16 protein-coding genes and 1 other annotated feature are annotated in these 18,340 nt (G+C 42.2%); of the genes, 1 reads left to right on the top strand and 15 read right to left on the bottom strand.

All coding sequences use genetic code 11. The features are described 5' to 3' along the window. Positions 1-49 precede the first annotated feature (49 nt). From tig to ilvE, 10 genes are all read right to left on the bottom strand, one after another. Complete coding sequence (gene tig / locus NST59_RS12720) at positions 50-1,324, bottom strand: trigger factor (protein ID WP_034279803.1); 1,275 nt, start codon at positions 1,322-1,324, stop codon at positions 50-52. Between the two features lie 240 nt (positions 1,325-1,564). After that, on the bottom strand, positions 1,565-2,572 hold the full coding sequence (gene ddcA / locus NST59_RS12725; RefSeq protein ID WP_047202463.1) for a DNA damage checkpoint antagonist DdcA: 1,008 nt from the start codon (positions 2,570-2,572) through the stop codon (positions 1,565-1,567). Between the two features lie 125 nt (positions 2,573-2,697). After that, positions 2,698-3,297 (bottom strand): 3-isopropylmalate dehydratase small subunit, encoded by a 600-nt coding sequence (gene leuD, locus NST59_RS12730; RefSeq protein WP_047202464.1) that lies wholly within the window; start codon positions 3,295-3,297, stop codon positions 2,698-2,700. 13 nt (positions 3,298-3,310) lie between these two features. After that, positions 3,311-4,726, bottom strand: coding sequence for a 3-isopropylmalate dehydratase large subunit (leuC, locus tag NST59_RS12735; RefSeq protein ID WP_039180431.1), 1,416 nt, complete (start codon positions 4,724-4,726; stop codon positions 3,311-3,313). A gap of 40 nt (positions 4,727-4,766) precedes the next feature. Continuing rightward, entirely contained in the window at positions 4,767-5,864 is a 1,098-nt protein-coding gene (leuB, locus tag NST59_RS12740) for a 3-isopropylmalate dehydrogenase (protein WP_064497856.1), read from the bottom strand. Positions 5,865-5,882: 18 nt separating this feature from the next. Next, a complete protein-coding gene (locus tag NST59_RS12745) occupies positions 5,883-7,436 on the bottom strand; it encodes a 2-isopropylmalate synthase (RefSeq protein ID WP_039180437.1) in 1,554 nt (517 codons plus the stop codon). Then, the gene (gene ilvC / locus NST59_RS12750; protein ID WP_024423187.1) at positions 7,423-8,451 is read right to left on the bottom strand and encodes a ketol-acid reductoisomerase; all 1,029 of its coding nucleotides are present in this window, start codon (positions 8,449-8,451) and stop codon (positions 7,423-7,425) included. Before ilvC ends, NST59_RS12745 begins: the two co-directional genes overlap by 14 nt. A gap of 18 nt (positions 8,452-8,469) precedes the next feature. Further along, positions 8,470-8,988, bottom strand: a complete 519-nt coding sequence (gene ilvN, locus NST59_RS12755; RefSeq protein WP_007501584.1) for an acetolactate synthase small subunit — start codon at positions 8,986-8,988, stop codon at positions 8,470-8,472. Next, complete coding sequence (ilvB, locus tag NST59_RS12760; RefSeq protein ID WP_025092480.1) at positions 8,985-10,709, bottom strand: acetolactate synthase large subunit; 1,725 nt, start codon at positions 10,707-10,709, stop codon at positions 8,985-8,987. The genes ilvN and ilvB overlap by 4 nt, the downstream gene beginning before the upstream one ends. A gap of 122 nt (positions 10,710-10,831) precedes the next feature. After that, positions 10,832-11,078 (bottom strand) — a binding site (T-box leader). An 8-nt stretch (positions 11,079-11,086) separates the two neighbouring features. Then, a complete protein-coding gene (gene ilvE, locus NST59_RS12765) occupies positions 11,087-12,001 on the bottom strand; it encodes a branched-chain-amino-acid transaminase (protein ID WP_039180440.1) in 915 nt (304 codons plus the stop codon). A 433-nt stretch (positions 12,002-12,434) separates the two neighbouring features. Between ilvE and NST59_RS12770 the strand changes: the two genes are divergently transcribed. Then, on the top strand, positions 12,435-13,478 hold the full coding sequence (locus NST59_RS12770) for a lactonase family protein (protein ID WP_122631799.1): 1,044 nt from the start codon (positions 12,435-12,437) through the stop codon (positions 13,476-13,478). 231 nt (positions 13,479-13,709) lie between these two features. Here the strand turns inward: NST59_RS12770 and NST59_RS12775 are convergent, their stop codons facing one another. The 5 genes from NST59_RS12775 to dltA all read right to left on the bottom strand — a co-directional run bounded on the left by NST59_RS12775 (position 13,710) and on the right by dltA (position 18,335). Continuing rightward, on the bottom strand, positions 13,710-14,129 hold the full coding sequence (locus tag NST59_RS12775; protein ID WP_034279788.1) for a YkvA family protein: 420 nt from the start codon (positions 14,127-14,129) through the stop codon (positions 13,710-13,712). Between the two features lie 95 nt (positions 14,130-14,224). Beyond that, positions 14,225-15,391 (bottom strand): D-alanyl-lipoteichoic acid biosynthesis protein DltD, encoded by a 1,167-nt coding sequence (gene dltD / locus NST59_RS12780; RefSeq protein WP_039180447.1) that lies wholly within the window; start codon positions 15,389-15,391, stop codon positions 14,225-14,227. Next, a complete protein-coding gene (dltC, locus tag NST59_RS12785; protein ID WP_024423191.1) occupies positions 15,391-15,627 on the bottom strand; it encodes a D-alanine--poly(phosphoribitol) ligase subunit 2 in 237 nt (78 codons plus the stop codon). Before dltC ends, dltD begins: the two co-directional genes overlap by 1 nt. A 21-nt stretch (positions 15,628-15,648) precedes the next feature. Beyond that, the gene (gene dltB, locus NST59_RS12790) at positions 15,649-16,833 is read right to left on the bottom strand and encodes a D-alanyl-lipoteichoic acid biosynthesis protein DltB (RefSeq protein ID WP_064497854.1); all 1,185 of its coding nucleotides are present in this window, start codon (positions 16,831-16,833) and stop codon (positions 15,649-15,651) included. Then, positions 16,830-18,335 (bottom strand): D-alanine--poly(phosphoribitol) ligase subunit DltA, encoded by a 1,506-nt coding sequence (gene dltA / locus NST59_RS12795; RefSeq protein WP_151284511.1) that lies wholly within the window; start codon positions 18,333-18,335, stop codon positions 16,830-16,832. The genes dltB and dltA overlap by 4 nt, the downstream gene beginning before the upstream one ends. Positions 18,336-18,340 lie beyond the last annotated feature (5 nt).

Consider the following 18,340-nt stretch of genomic DNA (forward strand, 5'->3'; position numbering starts at 1 on the left):
AAAACAAGGCACGAGTCACTCGCGCCCTGTTTTATTATTATGCACCATATTAACGGTTTTCTACAAGAAAATCAATTGCTTTACGAACTTTTAGATCTTCTTTCATTGCTTCAGTAGATCCGATCGCTTGTTTGATATTTTCAATTGGCATGTTGTATGCTTCAGCCATTTTTGAAAGTTCTTCTTCCACTTCTTCGTCAGACACTTGTAAGTTTTCTGCAGCAGCAATTGCTTCAAGTGTTAGGTTAGATTTTACGCGTTTAGCAGCATCTTCTTTCATTTGCTCTTTAAGCGCATCTTCATCTTGTCCAGAGAATTGGAAGTAAAGCTCAAGGTTCATACCTTGCATTTGAAGACGTTGTTCGAATTCTTTCATCATGCGGTCTAGCTCTGTGTCAACCATCGCTTGTGGGATGTCAACTTCCGCATTTTCAGAAGCTTTCGCAACTAGCTCTTCACGAAGTTTTCCTTCTGCTTCGTTTTCTTTTGCTTCTTCAAGACGTTTCTTCGTTTTTTCAGTTAACTCAGCAAGTGTTTCTACTTCTTCATCAACATCTTTAGCGAACTCATCGTCAAGTGCTGGAAGTTCTTTTGCTTTGATTTCATGAATTTTCACTTTGAATACAGCTGGTTTACCTGCAAGGTCTTCAGCATGGTATTCTTCTGGGAATGTAACTTCTACGTCTTTTTCAGCGCCAGCTTCAAGACCAACTAATTGCTCTTCGAACCCAGGGATGAATGAACCAGAACCTACTTCAAGAGAGTAGTTCTCAGCTTTTCCGCCTTCGAATGCTTCTCCATCAACGAATCCTTCGAAATCAAGAACAACTGTATCGCCGTTTTCGATTGCGCCTTCTTCTTTGACAACAAGCTCAGCTTGACGGTTTTGCATGCCTTTAAGCTCTTCTTGTACATCTTCATCAGTAACAGCTGTGTCGTCTTTTTCTACGTTAAGACCTTTGTAGTCACCAAGTTTCACTTCAGGCTTCACTGTTACTTTTGCAGTGAAGATTAAGCTTTCGCCTTTTTCGATTTTCTCAACATCGATTTCAGGGCGGTCAACTGGTTCGATACCAGCTTCGTCGATTGCTTTTGGATATTCAACTGGAAGAAGAATATCTAATGCATCTTGATAAAGAGATTCTACACCAAAACGCTGCTCGAAAAGACCACGTGGTACTTTCCCTTTACGGAATCCAGGGATTGATACTTGCTTAACCACTTTCTTAAATGCATCATCAAGTGCTTTGTTAAATGTTTCAGCGTCAACTTCTACAGTTAGAACGCCTTCGTTACCTTCTTGTTTTTCCCATTTTACTGACATGTGTGTTTCCCTCCAAAAATCTATTCAGATTGTGCGTTGCTCCATTCTAAAGCATCATAAAGACTTCGTCCAATCAAAAACCACGCACTCCGCTAAGAAGCTTGCATTATGTATACAACATTTGACTTGATTATACATATCGTCTTTCAACCGTTGGAATCTGACAACTGCACTATATATGCACAAATACAACCATTATATTATAACATAACAAGTCCGTCTTTCAACTAAATCGACAAATTACAAATAAGAAATTTCTTCAATATCTTTCAGCATTGTGCAAGCTTCTCTCAGCTCTCGTTCGTTAAATTCATACAATAGATGCAATTCTTCGAGTTCAATCTCGATCCCATGCATTTCATAGCCGACTTTATGAAGTGCCGCTGCCCAAAGACTCGGATCTGTGTACTTAGGAAGAAATGGATACAGCACAAATAAGTGCCGGCGCCATAGCTCTTCCACGCCTTGGTAAAGGGTTGGGTTCTCATTGCCGAGCGTGTCATCGAGCATACGAAGGACTTGCTGAAGAAGCGGCATCTGCTCTGGCTTTACAGCCTCAGAAGGAATAAGTGTTAAAGAATCACCGAATTTTGTCACATGAACCGGCTTTGCCACATCATGATCTGCCAGAAGCTGCAGGATCATTGATTTGACCAAAGGGTTCCCATCGGGATTTTGTAAGATTGTATTTAATAGACCCATGTGCGGTGTAATATTCCGGTCTTTCAATGAATGGATGAACTGGACCTGTTCTTCCGGCCGCTTCAGCATGTCATCTATATTGACCTCACTTCCGGCTTCCTCATCTTCATCTAAAATCTCTTCAGGTGATTCAATCATTTTTCTGCTAAATTCGAGCAGCTTGTAAAAATGCTCCGCGCTTTCTGCCGGAAGATGGTTTTCCTCGAGCACAGCCTCAATCGTCTGTTTGACTTCTTCATATTCTTTCAGCTGAATTAAGATCGTCATATACACTTGGAGCACAGTGAAATAGTGGCCATATCCTTCATGCAGCATTTTTTCACAAACACGCTTTGCATCCTGCAGCTCACCCAGCTCCAGAAAACAAATTGCCATTCCGAGGTGAATATCGGATTCTTCATCGTCATCATACGATTTTGCTTCTGAAAACAAGTGAAGCGCCTCTTGATACTGTTTATCTTTTAATGCTGCCATTCCTTTTTCAATCAGTCTTTCTTTCAGACCAGGAAACAAAATGACATTATCTTTCTTCTTGTCATGCTTCATGCTTACGTTCCTTTCGGGCGCATATTTTTTATCAGTTTACCAACGAAGATTAGTAAACACAAGTAACGAGAGGTTTTCATGCAAAAAAGAAGCCGTCACACCTCGGGCGGACAGCTTCTCGTTGCTTAAGCGCGCAGCCAGTTGCTACGCTTTTCTTCAAATGCTTGAATGTCATCTTCTAGTAGTAATGTTAATGAAATCTCATCATAACCATTTAGGAGCATTTCTCTCCAGTGAGGGTCGACTTGAAAAGGGGTGATATTCCCTTCGTGATCTTCTATCTGCTGTTTTTCAAGATCAACCGTCATCTCATACCCTTTGTTCTCATATGATGCTGCGAAGGTTTTCCACACATCATAATCAAGGCGAATCGGAAGCATCCCATTTTTAAAGCAGTTTTGATGAAATATATCTGCGAATGATGGTGCGATGACAATTTTAAAGCCATAATCATCAAGCGCCCAAGGAGCATGTTCCCTAGATGATCCGCAGCCAAAGTTTTCTCCTGCGATCAAAATCGATGCTCCTTCATAGATCGGCTGATTCAGTTCGAAATCTGGATTTGGGCTGCCATCGGCTAAATAACGCCAGTCGAAAAAGGCAAAGCGGCCATATCCTGTTCGTTCGATTCTTTTTAAAAATTGCTTCGGAATAATTTGATCTGTATCTACATTGATACGGTTAAGCACAGCGGCTTTCCCTTTATGAGTGACTAAAGGCTCCATCTATGACAACTCCTTACACGACTGTTTTCTCTTGATTAAACTTCCTGACATCGACAAATCGGCCATGTATCGCAGCCATTGCAGCCATTGCCGGGCTGACAAGATGCGTTCTCGCACCCTTCCCTTGACGCCCTTCAAAGTTACGGTTTGATGTGGACGCGCAGCGTTCGCCCTCCGGTACCACATCGTTATTCATACTAAGGCACATACTGCAGCCTGATTCTCTCCATTCAAATCCTGCTTCAAGGAAGATTTCATGAAGACCTTCTTTTTCTGCTTGCAATTTGACACTTTGAGAGCCAGGCACCACAATCGCTCTGACATGATCTGCTACTTTTTGTCCTTCAATCATAGAAGCGGCTTGGCGTAAATCAGTCATTCTTGAGTTCGTACATGAGCCGATAAAGACATGCTCAATCGTAATATCTTCTATACGCTGATGCGGATGGACTCCCATGTATTCGTAAGCACGAATCGCTTCTTTTTGATCATCTTCTTGTGCAAAGTCCTCAGGTCCTGGAATTGATGCATCCACAGGCAGTACCATTCCTGGGTTAATTCCCCACGTAACCATTGGTGAAATCTTATTTCCATCTAACACAATGGTTTTATCGTAGGTTGCACCTGGATCTGTTCTAAGTTCTTCCCATTCTTTAATAGCTGCTTCGAAATCCTCGCCCTGCGGTGCATATTTGCGGCCGCGGCAATATTCGAAGGTGACTTCATCAGGTGCAATCAATCCTGCTCTCGCACCTGCTTCAATCGACATATTACAAACAGTCATCCGCTCATCCATCGTCATGTTTCTGAATACTTCCCCAGTGTATTCAATGACATAACCTGAACCGAACTTCACGCCGTGTGCACCAATGACGGCTAAAATGACATCTTTGGCGGTTACCCCTTTTTGAAGCTTTCCGTCTACTCTAATTTCTAGCGTTTTCGGACGCTGCTGCCAAAGTGTTTGTGTAGAAAGTACATGTTCAACCTCACTTGTACCGATCCCAAAGGCAAGTGCGCCAAACGCGCCGTGAGTTGATGTATGACTATCTCCACAAACGATTGTTTTCCCCGGAAGTGTCAATCCAAGCTCCGGTCCAACGACATGGACGATTCCCTGGTCAACACTGTGGAGATCAGCAAGACGAACGCCAAATTCCGCACAGTTGCGCTCTAAGGCACTCACTTGCTTTTTAGCAATCTCATCTTTAATCACAAATCGATTCACAGTTGGGATGTTGTGATCCATCGTCGCAAACGTGTTTTGAGGTCTTCTCACCTTACGCCCTTTTTGTCTTAATCCTTCAAATGCTTGAGGTGATGTCACTTCATGCACCAAGTGCAGATCAATATATAAAAGGTCTGGTTTCCCCTCGCCGCTTTTGACTATATGCTGATCCCATATTTTTTCGATGATTGTTCGAGGCATAACCCTTTTCCTCCCTCTATCTAATTCCACAAGATTCTATTTATACAATGGTTTGCACGCGCTGCTTGAGTGCGTCTACAACCGCATTAGTGATTTCTTCAGTCGTTTGATATGTTCCCTCTTTTGCTGCTAAATCTTTTGTTCGTTTGCCAGAGGCAAGAACAGCTTCCACAGCGTCTTCTATTGCAGCCGCTTCTTCTTCTAATGCAAAGGATGTTCTAAGCAAGCTTGCTGCTGATAAAATGGTTGCCAGAGGGTTTGCAACGTTTTGCCCCGCAATATCGGGTGCTGAACCATGAATTGGCTCATATAAATGAAGGCCTGTGCTTGATAAACTAGCAGATGGCAGCATGCCGAGTGATCCAGTAATCATCGAAGCTTCGTCACTTAAAATGTCGCCGAACATATTCTCAGTCACAATGACATCAAATTGAGCGGGCTTGTAAATCAGCTGCATGGCTGCATTGTCGACTAGCATATGCTCAAATTCAACTTCTGGATATTGAGAAGCAACTTCCTCTACTGCTTCACGCCATAGTTTACTAGAAGCAAGAACATTCGCTTTATCCACAGACGTCACTTTTTTCCGTCTCGTTAAGGCCATATCGAACGCTTCTTTTAATACGCGGACAATTTCTTCCTTTGTATAAAGGAGCGTATCAACGGCAGCTTCTTTTCCTTCATCATCTGTATAGCGTTCGCTTGGTTCACCAAAATAGAGGCCGCCTGTTAATTCACGAACGATGACGAAATCGACTCCGTTAATGTGATCCTGTTTTAACGGAGATGCCTCGCTTAAGCTATCGAACACCTTTACAGGGCGGATGTTAGCAAATAAGTCCAGCTGTTTACGAATGGCGAGCAAGCCTTTTTCCGGACGAAGCTCTGGCGGGTTTTGATCCCACTTTGGTCCGCCGACTGCTCCTAATAAAATCGCATCAGCGCTTTTGCATACATCTACTGTTTCCTTTGGAAGCGGGTTGTTTTTTTCATCTATTGCGATACCGCCAATGAGCGCAGTTTCAAATTCGAATTCGTGCTGAAATTGAGCCGCTGTCTCTTGAAGGACAGCGACTGCAGATGTCACGACTTCCGGTCCGATTCCATCGCCGGGCAAAAGTGCAATTTTCTTTTTCATGAGAACCTTCCTCCTTTCCTATGAGATTGCGTGATGTTTCTCAATTTCAATTAGATTTGATTTGAAGATTAAATGTCTGTTCACTGCATTGACGTAAGCTTTCGCCGATGCTTCAAGCACATCTTGCGCTACACCACGTCCTGCTGTTTCTTTTCCTTCTATTGAAACAGTGACATATACTTCTGCTAGTGCATCTCTGCCTTTTCCATTTGATTGAATGCGGTAGTCCAGCAAATGAATTCTTTCTTCCATACAGCGCTCAAGCGTGTTGTACACAGCTTCTACACTGCCTGCACCTGTAGCTGCTTCTTGAATGACTGCCTGTGTTTCTTGGTTTTTCAGAGAAACTGTTGCTGTTGGCATTTGTTCTGTTCCATAATGCACTTGCAGACTTTCAAATTCGTAGCCAATTTTTCGATCTGCTACTTTTTCTTCTAATATAATAGAGATCAAATCATCATCTGTAATTTCTTTCTTCTTCTCTGTCAAGTTCTTGAAAGTCTCAAAGAATTTATTGATTTCGTCTTCCGTTAGTTTAAAGCCTAGTGTTTTCATGCGGTCTTTAAACGCGTGTCTTCCGGAGTGTTTTCCAAGGACAAGCACATCTGTTGTCACACCGACAAGCTCTGGAGAAATAATTTCATAGGTTGTTTTTTCTTTGAGGAAACCATCTTGGTGAATACCTGATTCATGTGCAAAAGCGTTGTTTCCAACGACTGCTTTATTACGCGGCACAATCATTCCTGAGTATTTGCTCACTACATCACTTGTACGCTTAATTTCATTCAATTGAATCGTTGATTCGACCTGGTAAAAGTCTTTTCGAATATGAAGAGCTACTGCAATTTCTTCTAACGCGGCATTTCCAGCGCGCTCGCCAATTCCGTTGACAGCCGTTTCAATTTGATCTGCTCCATTTTCAATGGCAGCAAGTGAGTTTGCCACAGCCATTCCTAGATCATCGTGACAGTGAGCGGACAAGTTAACGCGGTCGATATTCGGAACGTGTTCCTTCATATATTTAAAGATATTCCCGTACTCTTTTGGCGCTAGGTATCCAACTGTATCTGGCAAGTTAATGACACTCGCCCCAGCGTCAATGACCTTTTCTACAATTTCTGCCAAGAAAGCAAGATCTGTACGGCACGCATCTTCTGCTGACCATTGGACAACTGGAAAACGTTCTTTCGCATATTTCACCATTGCGACAGCCTGTTCTACGACTTCTTCACGTGTTTTCTTTAGTTTATGCTTCAGGTGAATGTCAGAAGTAGCAATAAAGACATGAAGCCTTGGCTCCACTCCATCTTTTAATGCTTCCCATGCAGCATCAATGTCACCTTTCACACATCGTGCAAGACCAGCAACAGAACAGTTTTTAATCGTTCTTGCTATTTCTTGTACGCCTAAGAAATCCCCTCGGGATGAAGCGGGAAAACCCGCTTCAATGATATTAACCCCAAGGCGCTCAAGCTGCTTTGCAATAATTAGCTTTTCTTGTGCATTTAAGTTCACTCCTGGTGATTGCTCTCCATCTCGAAGTGTTGTGTCAAAAAAATTAATTTTCCGCACCGACGCTCACCGCTTCCTTTTTCTTTCCTTGTTTAACGAAAGGCATCATTTCACGAAGCTTTCTACCAACGATTTCAATTTGGTGCTCATTTTCATTTGCATTGATTGCATTGAAACGTGGACGATTCACTTGGTTTTCAACGATCCATTCTTTTGCAAAAGTTCCGTTTTGGATATCAGTCAAAACAGCTTTCATCGATTCTTTTACTTTTGCATCCACAACGCGTGGTCCTGATACGAAGTCACCCCATTGTGCTGTATCAGAGATTGAATATCTCATGCCTTCTAATCCTTCTTCATACATAAGGTCAACGATTAATTTCAGTTCATGCAGACACTCGAAGTATGCAAGCTCTGGCTGATAACCAGCTTCTGTTAACGTTTCGAAACCTGCTTTCACTAGTGAAGTAAGACCTCCACAAAGAACTGCCTGCTCACCGAAAAGATCCGTTTCTGTTTCTTCTTTAAATGTTGTTTCAAGAACGCCCGCTCTTGCTCCGCCAATCGCTTTTGCATAAGCAAGTGCTTTGTCTTTCGCTTGACCAGATACATCTTGATAGATAGCAAATAGGGCAGGTACACCAGCGCCTTGCTCATACGTTCTTCTCACAAGATGTCCTGGACCTTTTGGAGCTACAAGATACACATCTACGTCACTTGGAGGAACAATTTGATGGAAGTGAACGTTAAATCCGTGTGCGAATACAAGTGAGTTTCCAGCTTCTAATTGATCTTTGATTTCTTCATCATATACTTTCTTTTGCTGCTCATCTGGAAGTAGTACCATGACGACGTCTGCTTGTGCTGCTGCTTCTTTTACTGTGAATACTTGATGACCGTCTTCTTGTGCTTTTGTATAAGATCCGCCTTTTCTCACGCCGACGATGACATCTACGCCGCTTTCTTTTAAGTTCAATGCATGTGCATGACCTTGTGATCCGTAACCAATGATAGCTACCTTTTGACCATTTAATACGTTTTCTTGAATATCACCGTTATAATATACTTTTACCATTTGACTCTCTCCTTTTGTTTAGACAATTGAAATTGTTTTATTTGTTTGCGGCTTTTGCTGATTATCTCTCGCAAAGGCCGTGGTGCCAGTTCTGGCGACTTCTTTAATGCCGTATGGCTTAAGTAATTCAATGAGTGCTTCAATTTTTGAAGACTCACCTGTCACCTGAATGACGACACTCTCTCTGCTCACATCTACAATAGAAGCTCTAAAAGGTTCAATGACCCCCGTGATCTCCATTCTAGATGCTGGTGCAGATACGACTTTTATCAAAGCCAGCTCTCGCTGAACGATTGATTGGTTTGTAATGTCTGTTACTTTCAGAACATCGATTTGTTTGTTCAACTGTTTTGTCAGCTGTTCGATGTCTTTCTCTTGGTCTACATGGACGACGAACGTGATGCGTGATACATCTTGAATCTCAGAATGGCCGACCGTAATGCTTTCAATGTTGTAGTGTCTTTTAGTAAAGAGGCCTGTGATTCTGTTCAGTACGCCTGATCGATTTAATACAGTCAACACAATAATTCTTTTCAAGGTTTCACCCCCACCATCTCATGAAGTCCTTTCCCCGGTGCTACCATCGGGAATACTTTTTCATCTCTCGCTACATTGACATCGATGAAAACAGGCTCTCTAGAGGTTAAGGCTTCTTCGAGTTTTTCTTTCGCCTCTTCGTCTGATGAGATTCTGATCCCTTTAATGCCATAAGCTTCAGATAATTTTACGAAGTCTGGCTGCTCTGAAAATTTAGAATGTGAGTAGCGTTCTTCGTAGAAAATTTCTTGCCATTGTCTTACCATTCCAAGGCTGTGATTATTGAGTACAATCACTTTGACTGGAAGGTTCAGCTCACGGATAACGGCAAGTTCTTGCAGGGTCATTTGGAAACCTCCGTCTCCTAAAATTGCTACAACGGTTGCCTCTTGATCAGCTAGCTGAGCGCCAATGGCTGCTGGTAATCCGAAGCCCATTGTGCCAAGTCCTCCAGATGTGACCCACTTATCTGCATTTTCAAATGGATAGAACTGTGCCGCCCACATTTGATGCTGTCCGACATCAGTTGCGACAATGGCTTCACCTTTTGTGAATTGATGAATGTATTCAATCAGCTTTTGAGGTTTAAAACCTTCAGCTTCGTTTTCAACGTACCAGAGTGGATATTCTTCCTTCCACTGATCTAATTGATTTTTCCATTCGTCTGATTCCCCTTGCTTCCCGTCTTGCTTGATCAGCTCTTCAAGAACGAGCTTACTGTCTCCAACAACCGGGATATGGGTATGAATGTTCTTGCCAATTTCCGCTGGGTCGATGTCAATATGAGCGACCTTCGCATGTTTTGCAAAATGATTGAGGTTGCCTGTTACCCTGTCATCAAATCTTGCTCCGATTGAAATGAGCAGGTCACATTGATGAAGAGCCATGTTCGCTGCATATGTGCCATGCATACCTGCCATCCCTAGGAAAAGAGGGTGCTTTGCCGGGAATCCGCCAAGTCCAAGCAATGTATGAGCGACTGGGATTTGCTGCTGCTCTACATACTGTCTTAATTCTTCAGATGCTTTGCCATGAAGAACGCCGGCTCCTGCTAGAATGACTGGTTTTTTCGCTCTGCTGACAGCTTCTACTAATTTGCGAATTTGCAAATAGTTCGGCTCTACTTTTGGCTGATAACCAGGTAAATCAATTGGCTGGTCATATTCAAAGGTTCCTTCAATGCCTGCGACATCTTTTGGAATATCAATCAAGACTGGGCCAGGTCTGCCTGTTGTTGCGATATGGAATGCCTCTTTAATAACACCAGGTAACTCCTCTGGATTTCTTACCTGGTAGCTGTGCTTTGTAATTGGCATTGTGATGCCGAGCACATCTGCTTCTTGGAAAGCATCCGATCCAATGACTGACGTTGCCACCTGCCCTGTGAATACAACTAAGGGAAGTGAATCAATCATCGCATCTGCAATTCCTGTCACAAGATTTGTCGCTCCAGGCCCTGATGTTGCAATGACAACACCTGGTTTACCAGATACTCTTGCGTATCCTTCTGCTGCGTGAATCGCTCCCTGCTCATGTCTTGGCAGGACATGAAATAAACCAGAATCGTAAATTTTATCGTAGATTGGCAAAACTGCTCCGCCTGGATAGCCGAAAATGACTTCTACTTTTTCTCTTTTGAGTGCTTCAATTAACATGAGTGCACCGTTCATCGTTTGTGGCGCTTTTGATTTTTCCGTCTCCATTTGTACATTTGTCCCCATTTGATTTCCTCCTCTTTGTCTTGCTTCAGTCAAGTCCTTTCACCCTTTTCCATTCAAGATAGAGATATGAGACCATATAAAAAAGCCTTCTCACCCCACAATGACACTACTTTTCACTAGGTCAAAGGGGCGAAAAAGCTTTGTTTTTCGCGGTACCACCCTTGTTCACGGCAAACCTTGCTGCCGTCTCATGGACATCTTTCGTCCATTTTGGTAACGAGTGAGCAATGTCACTCGGCCTGCCCTACTATCATTTCAAGCAGACACTCAGAGGTGAGTTCACTTTAGAAAGTAACACCGGTTTCCAGCTAGCACCGGCTCTCTGTAGATACTGACTCTAAAGCTACTAGTCCTCTTCAACGTTTATCGATATCTATTTAACTTGCATGAATGTTTTCATCTGTAAAAACAACTTTTTCTCCTTCTTCAACTACCCGCTTACGGAATTGTTCAAGAAGTTTGTTTGTGTGGAACCCAGGTTTCCCTTCACCGATTGTACGGCCGTCAACTTTGACAACGGCGATGACTTCGGCTGCGGTTCCTGTTAGAAATACTTCTTCTGCTGTATACACATCATGTCTTGTGAAAGGTTCTTCTTTCACTTCGTAGCCTAAGTCTTCCGCAATTTCCATGATGGCATTTCTTGTGATGCCTTCAAGTGCGCCGATATAACCTGGCGGTGTATAAAGCTTGCCTTTTTTATAAATAAACACGTTGTCTGCAGAACCTTCCGCCACGTACCCTTGATCGTTCAGCATCAGCGCTTCACTCACACCGGCCATATGGGCTTCGATTCGGACAAGAATGTTATTCAAATAATTTAATGATTTCACTTTTGGGCTAAGGACATCTGGACGATTTCGTCTTGTTGGAACCGTCACAATGTCAATACCCGTTTCATATAGGTGCTTTGGAAAAATGGCCAGCGGCTCTACAATGATCACTGTGTTGGCTCTCCCGCAGTTGTTAGGATCTAATCCAAGATCACCCGCTCCTCTTGAGACGACAAGGCGGATATAGGCATCCTTTAGGCCGTTCCTTTCAACTGTATGAATCATTTTTTCCGTGAGTTCCTCAAGTGAATATGGAATGTTCAGCATAATGGATCTGGCGGAATCATACAGGCGGTCTAAATGTTCTTTCATTCGAAAGATATTTCCGTTATACACGCGAATCCCTTCGAAAACACCGTCGCCATATAAAAAGCCATGATCGTAAACTGAAATTTTCGCATCCTCTTTTTTCACGAGTTCATCGTTTAAAAAGATCCATTGTTCCTTTTGGTCTTCCATTTTCAGTGAGCACCCTCTCTTTCAAACAAAAAGTAGTTGAATTTTCAGACACTTTATTTTGAAGTGTCAATCGCTTGCACTGCGTGTTTGTTTAGCTTTTGTTGAACCCATCTTACGCCGCTTTCCATACAGTGTCAACAGCATTTTTAAAATTATTAGACAATTTAGACTAATCAAAATTAAATGTATACGCTTACACCTTTGCTAGACAAGGAATGAAAAAACTTAAAATTTTTTGTATTTTTTCTTCAATTTATTTACTTTACATGAACGCTTTTCTTTTGAGAAAACTTTTGTGATATTTTTTCACATAATTTTTGATGAATATTGTGAGATTTCAATGACTTTGTTTTTTCTTTTGGTATGCCTTTCTAAAGCGTTTTCCTATGAATTTATGATAGAATGAGAGCATCTAATAGAAGGAGGGCAATACATGGCTAACATCAGAGGTTATATCGGTACGTATACAAAGGGAGACAGTAAAGGCGTTTATACGTTTACATTAAATACGGACAAGCAGCAGATTGAGCAAGTAGAAGTCGCTGCTGAGCTTGAAAATCCTACATATTTAACCGTGTCAGAGGATCAAAAGTTTGTTTATGCTGTTGTGAAAAAAGGATCACAGGGCGGCCTTGCTGCGTATCAAATTGATTCAACAACAGGCAGACTTCACTTCATCAACCAAGAGCTTGCCGATGGAGCTTCTCCTTGTCACGTCAGCGTGGACAGTCAAACGAAAACGGCGTATACAGCAAACTATCATAAAGGGACAGCAGAGATGTATGAGATCGATGCTGAAAATGGCTCAGTGATCCGCACGCTCTCACAGGCGCAGCATGAAGGAACTGGCCCTAACGAAGATCGTCAGGAAAAGCCACACACCCACTTTATGGGTCTCACGCCAGATGAACAATTTGCTGTGGCTGTTGACCTTGGAACAGATGGAATTTATACGTATAAGAAAGAAGACGGCAAACTTGAGCTTGCTCATACATTTGAAACAAAGCCAGGCAGCGGACCTCGTCATATCACATTCCACCCAACGAAACCTGTGGCATATGTTATGACAGAGCTAAGCTCAGAGGTCATTGTGCTTCGTTACTTTGAAGATGGTCATTTTGAAGAGATTCAAACAATCGCGACCATTCCAAGCGATTTTACAGAGAACAATCAAGGCAGTGCTATTCATGTCTCTTCAGACGGCCAATTTGTTTATGCAGGAAATCGCGGTCATGACAGCATTGCGATTTTTAAAGCAGACGCTGACGGCAAATTAAGCCTTGTCGAGATTGCTTCTTCTGAAGGAAACTGGCCTAGAGATTTTGTACTTGATCCAACAGAAGAATTCCTCGTCGGTTCAAACCAAGAATCTAGCAATCTCGTGTTATACAAACGCGACAAAGAAACAGGACGACTCACTGTATTACAATCAGACATTACCGTCCCTCATCCAGTTTGCGTGAAATTTTTAGGATAAAAGAAAAAAGCCTCCAATAACGGAGGCTTCAGATTGTTGACAAAGGGCTAAAATGAAAATCATTTTAGCCCTTTGTCTTCTTTTCAGCGTGATAGAAAACCTTTGCAGTCTAGGAAGGACGAGCACCGGAGCGGAGCGAATTGAAACATTCGTGAGCACTGGAGCGCAGACCTGACAACGAATGCGAGGGTTTGTCTACACGCTAAAGCCTCTAATAACGGAGGCTTTTCTTTATGCAGACGGCATACCGCCATCCTCAAGCTTTTGATCAATCAAAGACGTATCGGTTTTTTCGCCGAACCATTTTGACAGCCTGTCTTTTGCTTTCCCTTTCACATCATCATCAATGTACATCGCTACTTGAAGCAGAGCAAATGTAATGGCGCCTAAATCATCTGTATAGCCGACACCAATCAATGTATCAGGAATGAGGTCAAGTGGAAGGATAAAGTAGCCGAGTGCTCCAATAATCAAGGTCTTTGCTTTGACCGGCACTTCGGGTTTTTGCAATGTATAGTAAAGTAATAGCACAGCATAGACAAGAGAGACACCAGCTTTTTGTGCCGTCTTTTTTAGCTTTTCCCAAAAGGCATGATCATTAAAATGCTTCTTCGAACGCTTTAATAGTTCTTTTTTCTCAGAACGATTCATCATATCGCCTCCATCTACAGCATAGCCCTTTTCCCTCAGTTATACAAGATATCCGCTGATTCGACAAACAAAAAGCAGCAGAAAGCTGCTGCATTCTACTGCTCTTTGTAAAACTTTTCAATTGCTTTATCGATGTACACCCACCCTTTATAAGACACATGAATCGTATCTTTAAAGAAATATGGATCGTACTCATGCTTAGTCAAATCTGCGACTTCATACCCATTATCTCGAATTTGACGATTGATTTTTTCATAATAACCTGTACGGCCTTCTTTCGGAAAACCAGTGTAATCATACCACTTTCCGTTGACAGGAATCGTTACAAACAAAGGCTTTGCCCCTGCCTGTTTTAAAATATCCAGCATGATTTGAAAATCTTTATATTCTGGTGATTCGGCATAAGAATGACCTTCACGGGAATCCTTCATCTTCTTCATGATCGGTTTCAGTTTGCGGTCAAACAATTTTTGATTAATATAAAACGGATTGTCCCCTGCTCTTTCCGCACCAAAAATGCTCGCTTCTTTTTCAAGCTCAGCCCATGTTTTTCCTTTGACTGAAGGAGACGGTTGAAGCTTGCGCTCATGCCCCGATCCAATCGTATAGTACATGTCTTTCTTTTGAAGCATGCCATAATACATTTTCGCAATAGGAGAAATCGCGCCATAAGCGAACTTGTTTCCAGATAGCTCTGCTTTAAAAAGCTCTGTAATCACCATGTCGTTTTTGACTGCTTTAAACTTCATGATTCTTTTAATCAGCTCTTTTTTCACAGTTGGATCAATTTCTTTATTATAGGCGAGATTCAGCGCTTGAAGCGCTGAATAGTTAGGGGCAAAGTGATTCTCGTCAGATCCCCATTTCACAAACCACTGCGGGGACACGATAAATACAAGCTTCTTCCCTTTTAATTCATCCATATGCGCTGCAAAGTTCATCGCATGAATTAATGATTGCGATCCACCTTTTCCAATAAGATAAGGTGTAAACCCTTGAGGATTCTCATGAAAGAAATTCGAAGGGTGATATGGATCAAAACGTGAGAGTTCAGAAGATCCATAGATCGGCAAATAAGTTGGATCTTTTAGCATTTCATCTTGTAAATAAAGCCCTTGAAACATCCCTGGATCTAATTCTGTGGCTGACTTTTGTAATTTGTCTTTTGGGATCAGGTGTGAGAGCCATGCATTTGGTACAAGAAGAACACCAATGAATAGAACAGCCGCTAAAATAAGCGGCCCAAAAAAACGCTTTTTCATTACTTCATCTCTGCCAGCTGCTCAGCAATATGATTCGGCGTATCCCACACATCACGATCGAATTCTGTAATCGGAACAGTGATTCCGAGTTGACTTTCAATTGCCATAAGCAGTTCTACTGTACCAAATGAATCAAGAAGACCTTCTTCAAAAATCGCGATTTCTGGATTTTCTTTCACAACGTCATCCTGACAAACCTCTGCAATAATACCGTATACTTGATTTTTAAATTCCATAATTTTCTACTCCCTTAATCATTAATGATGAAATGGTTTTCCTGAAAAAATATAAAATCCGAAACAAATCACATGGAATGTAATAATGATAGACACAACCATTGTGACCTTATTATCCGGCCACCACTTGTGCTTTTTATTCCATTTCTCAAATAAATTGTAACCGGACATAACAACTGCATGATATAGTCCGTAAATAATATATTGAAGGGCAAGACCATGCCAAGCACCCATCAATAGAAAGAGGACAAAGTACCCGATATTTGATACAGCCATACGGTTCTTGATCCACTTCTTTTTGGTCATAAAGAACACAAATCTCATAAACACGTAGTCTCTGAACCAGAAGGATAGGGACATGTGCCAGCGATTCCAGAAGTCTTTAATATTGCGGCTGATAAACGGTTTATTAAAGTTCTCTGGCGATTTAATGCCCATAATATAACTCACACCTACAGCAAATGCTGTATATCCAGCAAAGTCAAAGAACAAATACATGCTGTAAGCATACATATACGTTAACTGCTGAACAAAGTGACTGCTGCTAATATGATGAATATTCATCAGAATATATGTGTGAATCAGATAACCAATAATGAACTTATATAAGAAGCCAATGAAAATTTTATGAATGCCGGAATACAGAAGATCACTGTATGCTTCCTTTTCAGGCGGTGTATCCATATCTTTCTCAAATCGGCGGTAACGGTCAATCGGACCTGATGAAATCGTCGGGAAAAAGACAATGAAATAGACCAAACGATGAATCGGAATTTTCTTCTTAATCAAGCCGTCTCTTGTCTCGATAATTAACTGAACACCTTTAAATGTTAAGTACGAGATCCCCAAAAAGCTCAGCCAGTTAATTGGCGCCGGTTGGTGCGGGTGATGAGTTAAAAAGAACGGTAATACCTTTGACAGCACAAGCGGCAAAATTGATGCCACCACTGCTGCATAGAAAACGGATGCCTGATTCGCCTTTAACCGGTATGCAAGGTACAGGCGAATGATTAAGACTTGCCACACCGTGAACAAGAAGAGCAGCAGTGCGCCATGTGCATCTTTTGAGAAAATAAGCGCGAGTGCCACAACCGTTGCAAACATGTTGTAGCCCTGGATTCTTTTACCGCGAAGACCAAGAATGATTGTCGGCAAAAGAAGAATACCAATTAGAATGAAGAAAAAGAATGAACTAAACGGAATCATAGAAGAACCTCTTTCGCAATTCTCTTACGGTCAACCTTCCCGTTTGGTGTCATGTACAGCTGCTCCAGATAGACAAACTTTCTTGGAATCATGTACGCTGGCAGTGAATCCGCCATTTCTTTCTTAATCGCACTTGTCAGCTGATACTCTTTTTCAAATGAATGAGCTGCTGGAACAATCGCTGCAATCAAGTACTCGACATGACCGTTTGGCTGGAATGGCACAATCACACAAGCATTGACATAGGTTGTCTCGCTTACATGATATTCAATTTCTTCAAGCTCCATCCGGTATCCATGAAGCTTAATTTGATAGTCGAGACGACCGTGGCACGTAATTAATCCATCCTGCGCCACACCTGCGTCACCTGTGCGGTAAGCAGGGCGTCCTTCGTATTCAAAGAACACTTTATCCGTTAAGGCTTGTTCACCTAAGTAGCCTCTCGTGACGCTTGGCCCCACGATGACAATTTCGCCTTTCTCACCATCAGAAAGTGTCTTGCCTTCTTCATCTAAAATGACGATATCTGTATCAGGTTTGGCATAGCCGACTGGTAAAGAATCGTGCTGATCAAGAATCTCCTGCGTGACTTCAATCGATGTGATCGCAACAGTTGCTTCAGTTGGACCATACGTATTAAAGACCTGCGCCTTTGGAAAACGCTCCAGAAGTGCACTTGCTACAGCTACAGGAAGCGCCTCACCGCAGAACAAGAAAACTTTCAGCTCTGGTAAAAGCTCTCCTGTAAAGGAAGGGTCCATTAAGCACATTTGCACAAAGGATGGTGTTGATGTCCACACTTCAACGTCAGATTGACCAAGTGCTGCAAACATATCCTTTGGCTTATTGACAAAATCTTTTACTAAACAGTAAAGCGTGCCGCCTGATTGAAGCGCTGGATAGAGATCCATCACTGATAAGTCAAAAGAAAATGGTGCTTGATTTAAGAATGTGCGTCCCTCACCAATTGGGAAGTCGCGGCACATCCACTCTGTAAAGCTTTCTAAATTATTGGCTGTTACCTGAACGCCTTTCGGTTTTCCGGTACTGCCAGACGTATAAATAATGTAGAAAACATCATCTTGTTGAACCCACTGCGTGGATGGCGGTGCTTCTTTTTCAAGTGCTAAAAGCGATGCCGCACTCTTCACTTCAATGTGCTCTTCTACATCTAATACATTCTGCTCATTTGCACATATCAATAGACTGGCTTTTGAGCTTTCAATGATTGAGACGATGCGCTCGACAGGAATCGAGATGTCGACCGGAATATAAGGTCTGCCTGATTTTACACTGCCTAAGAAAGAAATCAGCATCTCTGGCTCCATATGACCGTAGACAATGACAGGTTCACTGCCAGCTGCGACTGAATCGATCGCACCAGCCATTTGGTCTGATAAATGCCAAAGCTCATCATATGTGATCGACGCCTGTTGAGAAACAAATGCTGGCTGTGTTGGTTTCGTTTGCTGGTATTCATGAATCGTGTGTAATAGTTTCATAGTTT

Origin of the sequence: Bacillus sp. FSL R5-0439, from assembly GCF_038008805.1 — a bacterium.
Lineage (GTDB): Bacteria > Bacillota > Bacilli > Bacillales > Bacillaceae > Bacillus > Bacillus safensis.

Coding starts and splice junctions, on each gene's coding strand:
- tig (WP_034279803.1), bottom strand. CDS start 1,324: ATGTCAGTAAAATGGGAAAAACAAGAAGGTAACGAAGGCGTTCTAACT.
- ddcA (WP_047202463.1), bottom strand. CDS start 2,572: ATGAAGCATGACAAGAAGAAAGATAATGTCATTTTGTTTCCTGGTCTG.
- leuD (WP_047202464.1), bottom strand. CDS start 3,297: ATGGAGCCTTTAGTCACTCATAAAGGGAAAGCCGCTGTGCTTAACCGT.
- leuC (WP_039180431.1), bottom strand. CDS start 4,726: ATGCCTCGAACAATCATCGAAAAAATATGGGATCAGCATATAGTCAAA.
- leuB (WP_064497856.1), bottom strand. CDS start 5,864: ATGAAAAAGAAAATTGCACTTTTGCCCGGCGATGGAATCGGACCGGAA.
- ilvC (WP_024423187.1), bottom strand. CDS start 8,451: ATGGTAAAAGTATATTATAACGGTGATATTCAAGAAAACGTATTAAAT.
- ilvB (WP_025092480.1), bottom strand. CDS start 10,709: ATGGGGACAAATGTACAAATGGAGACGGAAAAATCAAAAGCGCCACAA.
- ilvE (WP_039180440.1), bottom strand. CDS start 12,001: ATGGAAGACCAAAAGGAACAATGGATCTTTTTAAACGATGAACTCGTG.
- NST59_RS12770 (WP_122631799.1), top strand. CDS start 12,435: ATGGCTAACATCAGAGGTTATATCGGTACGTATACAAAGGGAGACAGT.
- NST59_RS12775 (WP_034279788.1), bottom strand. CDS start 14,129: ATGAATCGTTCTGAGAAAAAAGAACTATTAAAGCGTTCGAAGAAGCAT.
- dltD (WP_039180447.1), bottom strand. CDS start 15,391: ATGAAAAAGCGTTTTTTTGGGCCGCTTATTTTAGCGGCTGTTCTATTC.
- dltC (WP_024423191.1), bottom strand. CDS start 15,627: ATGGAATTTAAAAATCAAGTATACGGTATTATTGCAGAGGTTTGTCAG.
- dltB (WP_064497854.1), bottom strand. CDS start 16,833: ATGATTCCGTTTAGTTCATTCTTTTTCTTCATTCTAATTGGTATTCTT.
- dltA (WP_151284511.1), bottom strand. CDS start 18,335: ATGAAACTATTACACACGATTCATGAATACCAGCAAACGAAACCAACA.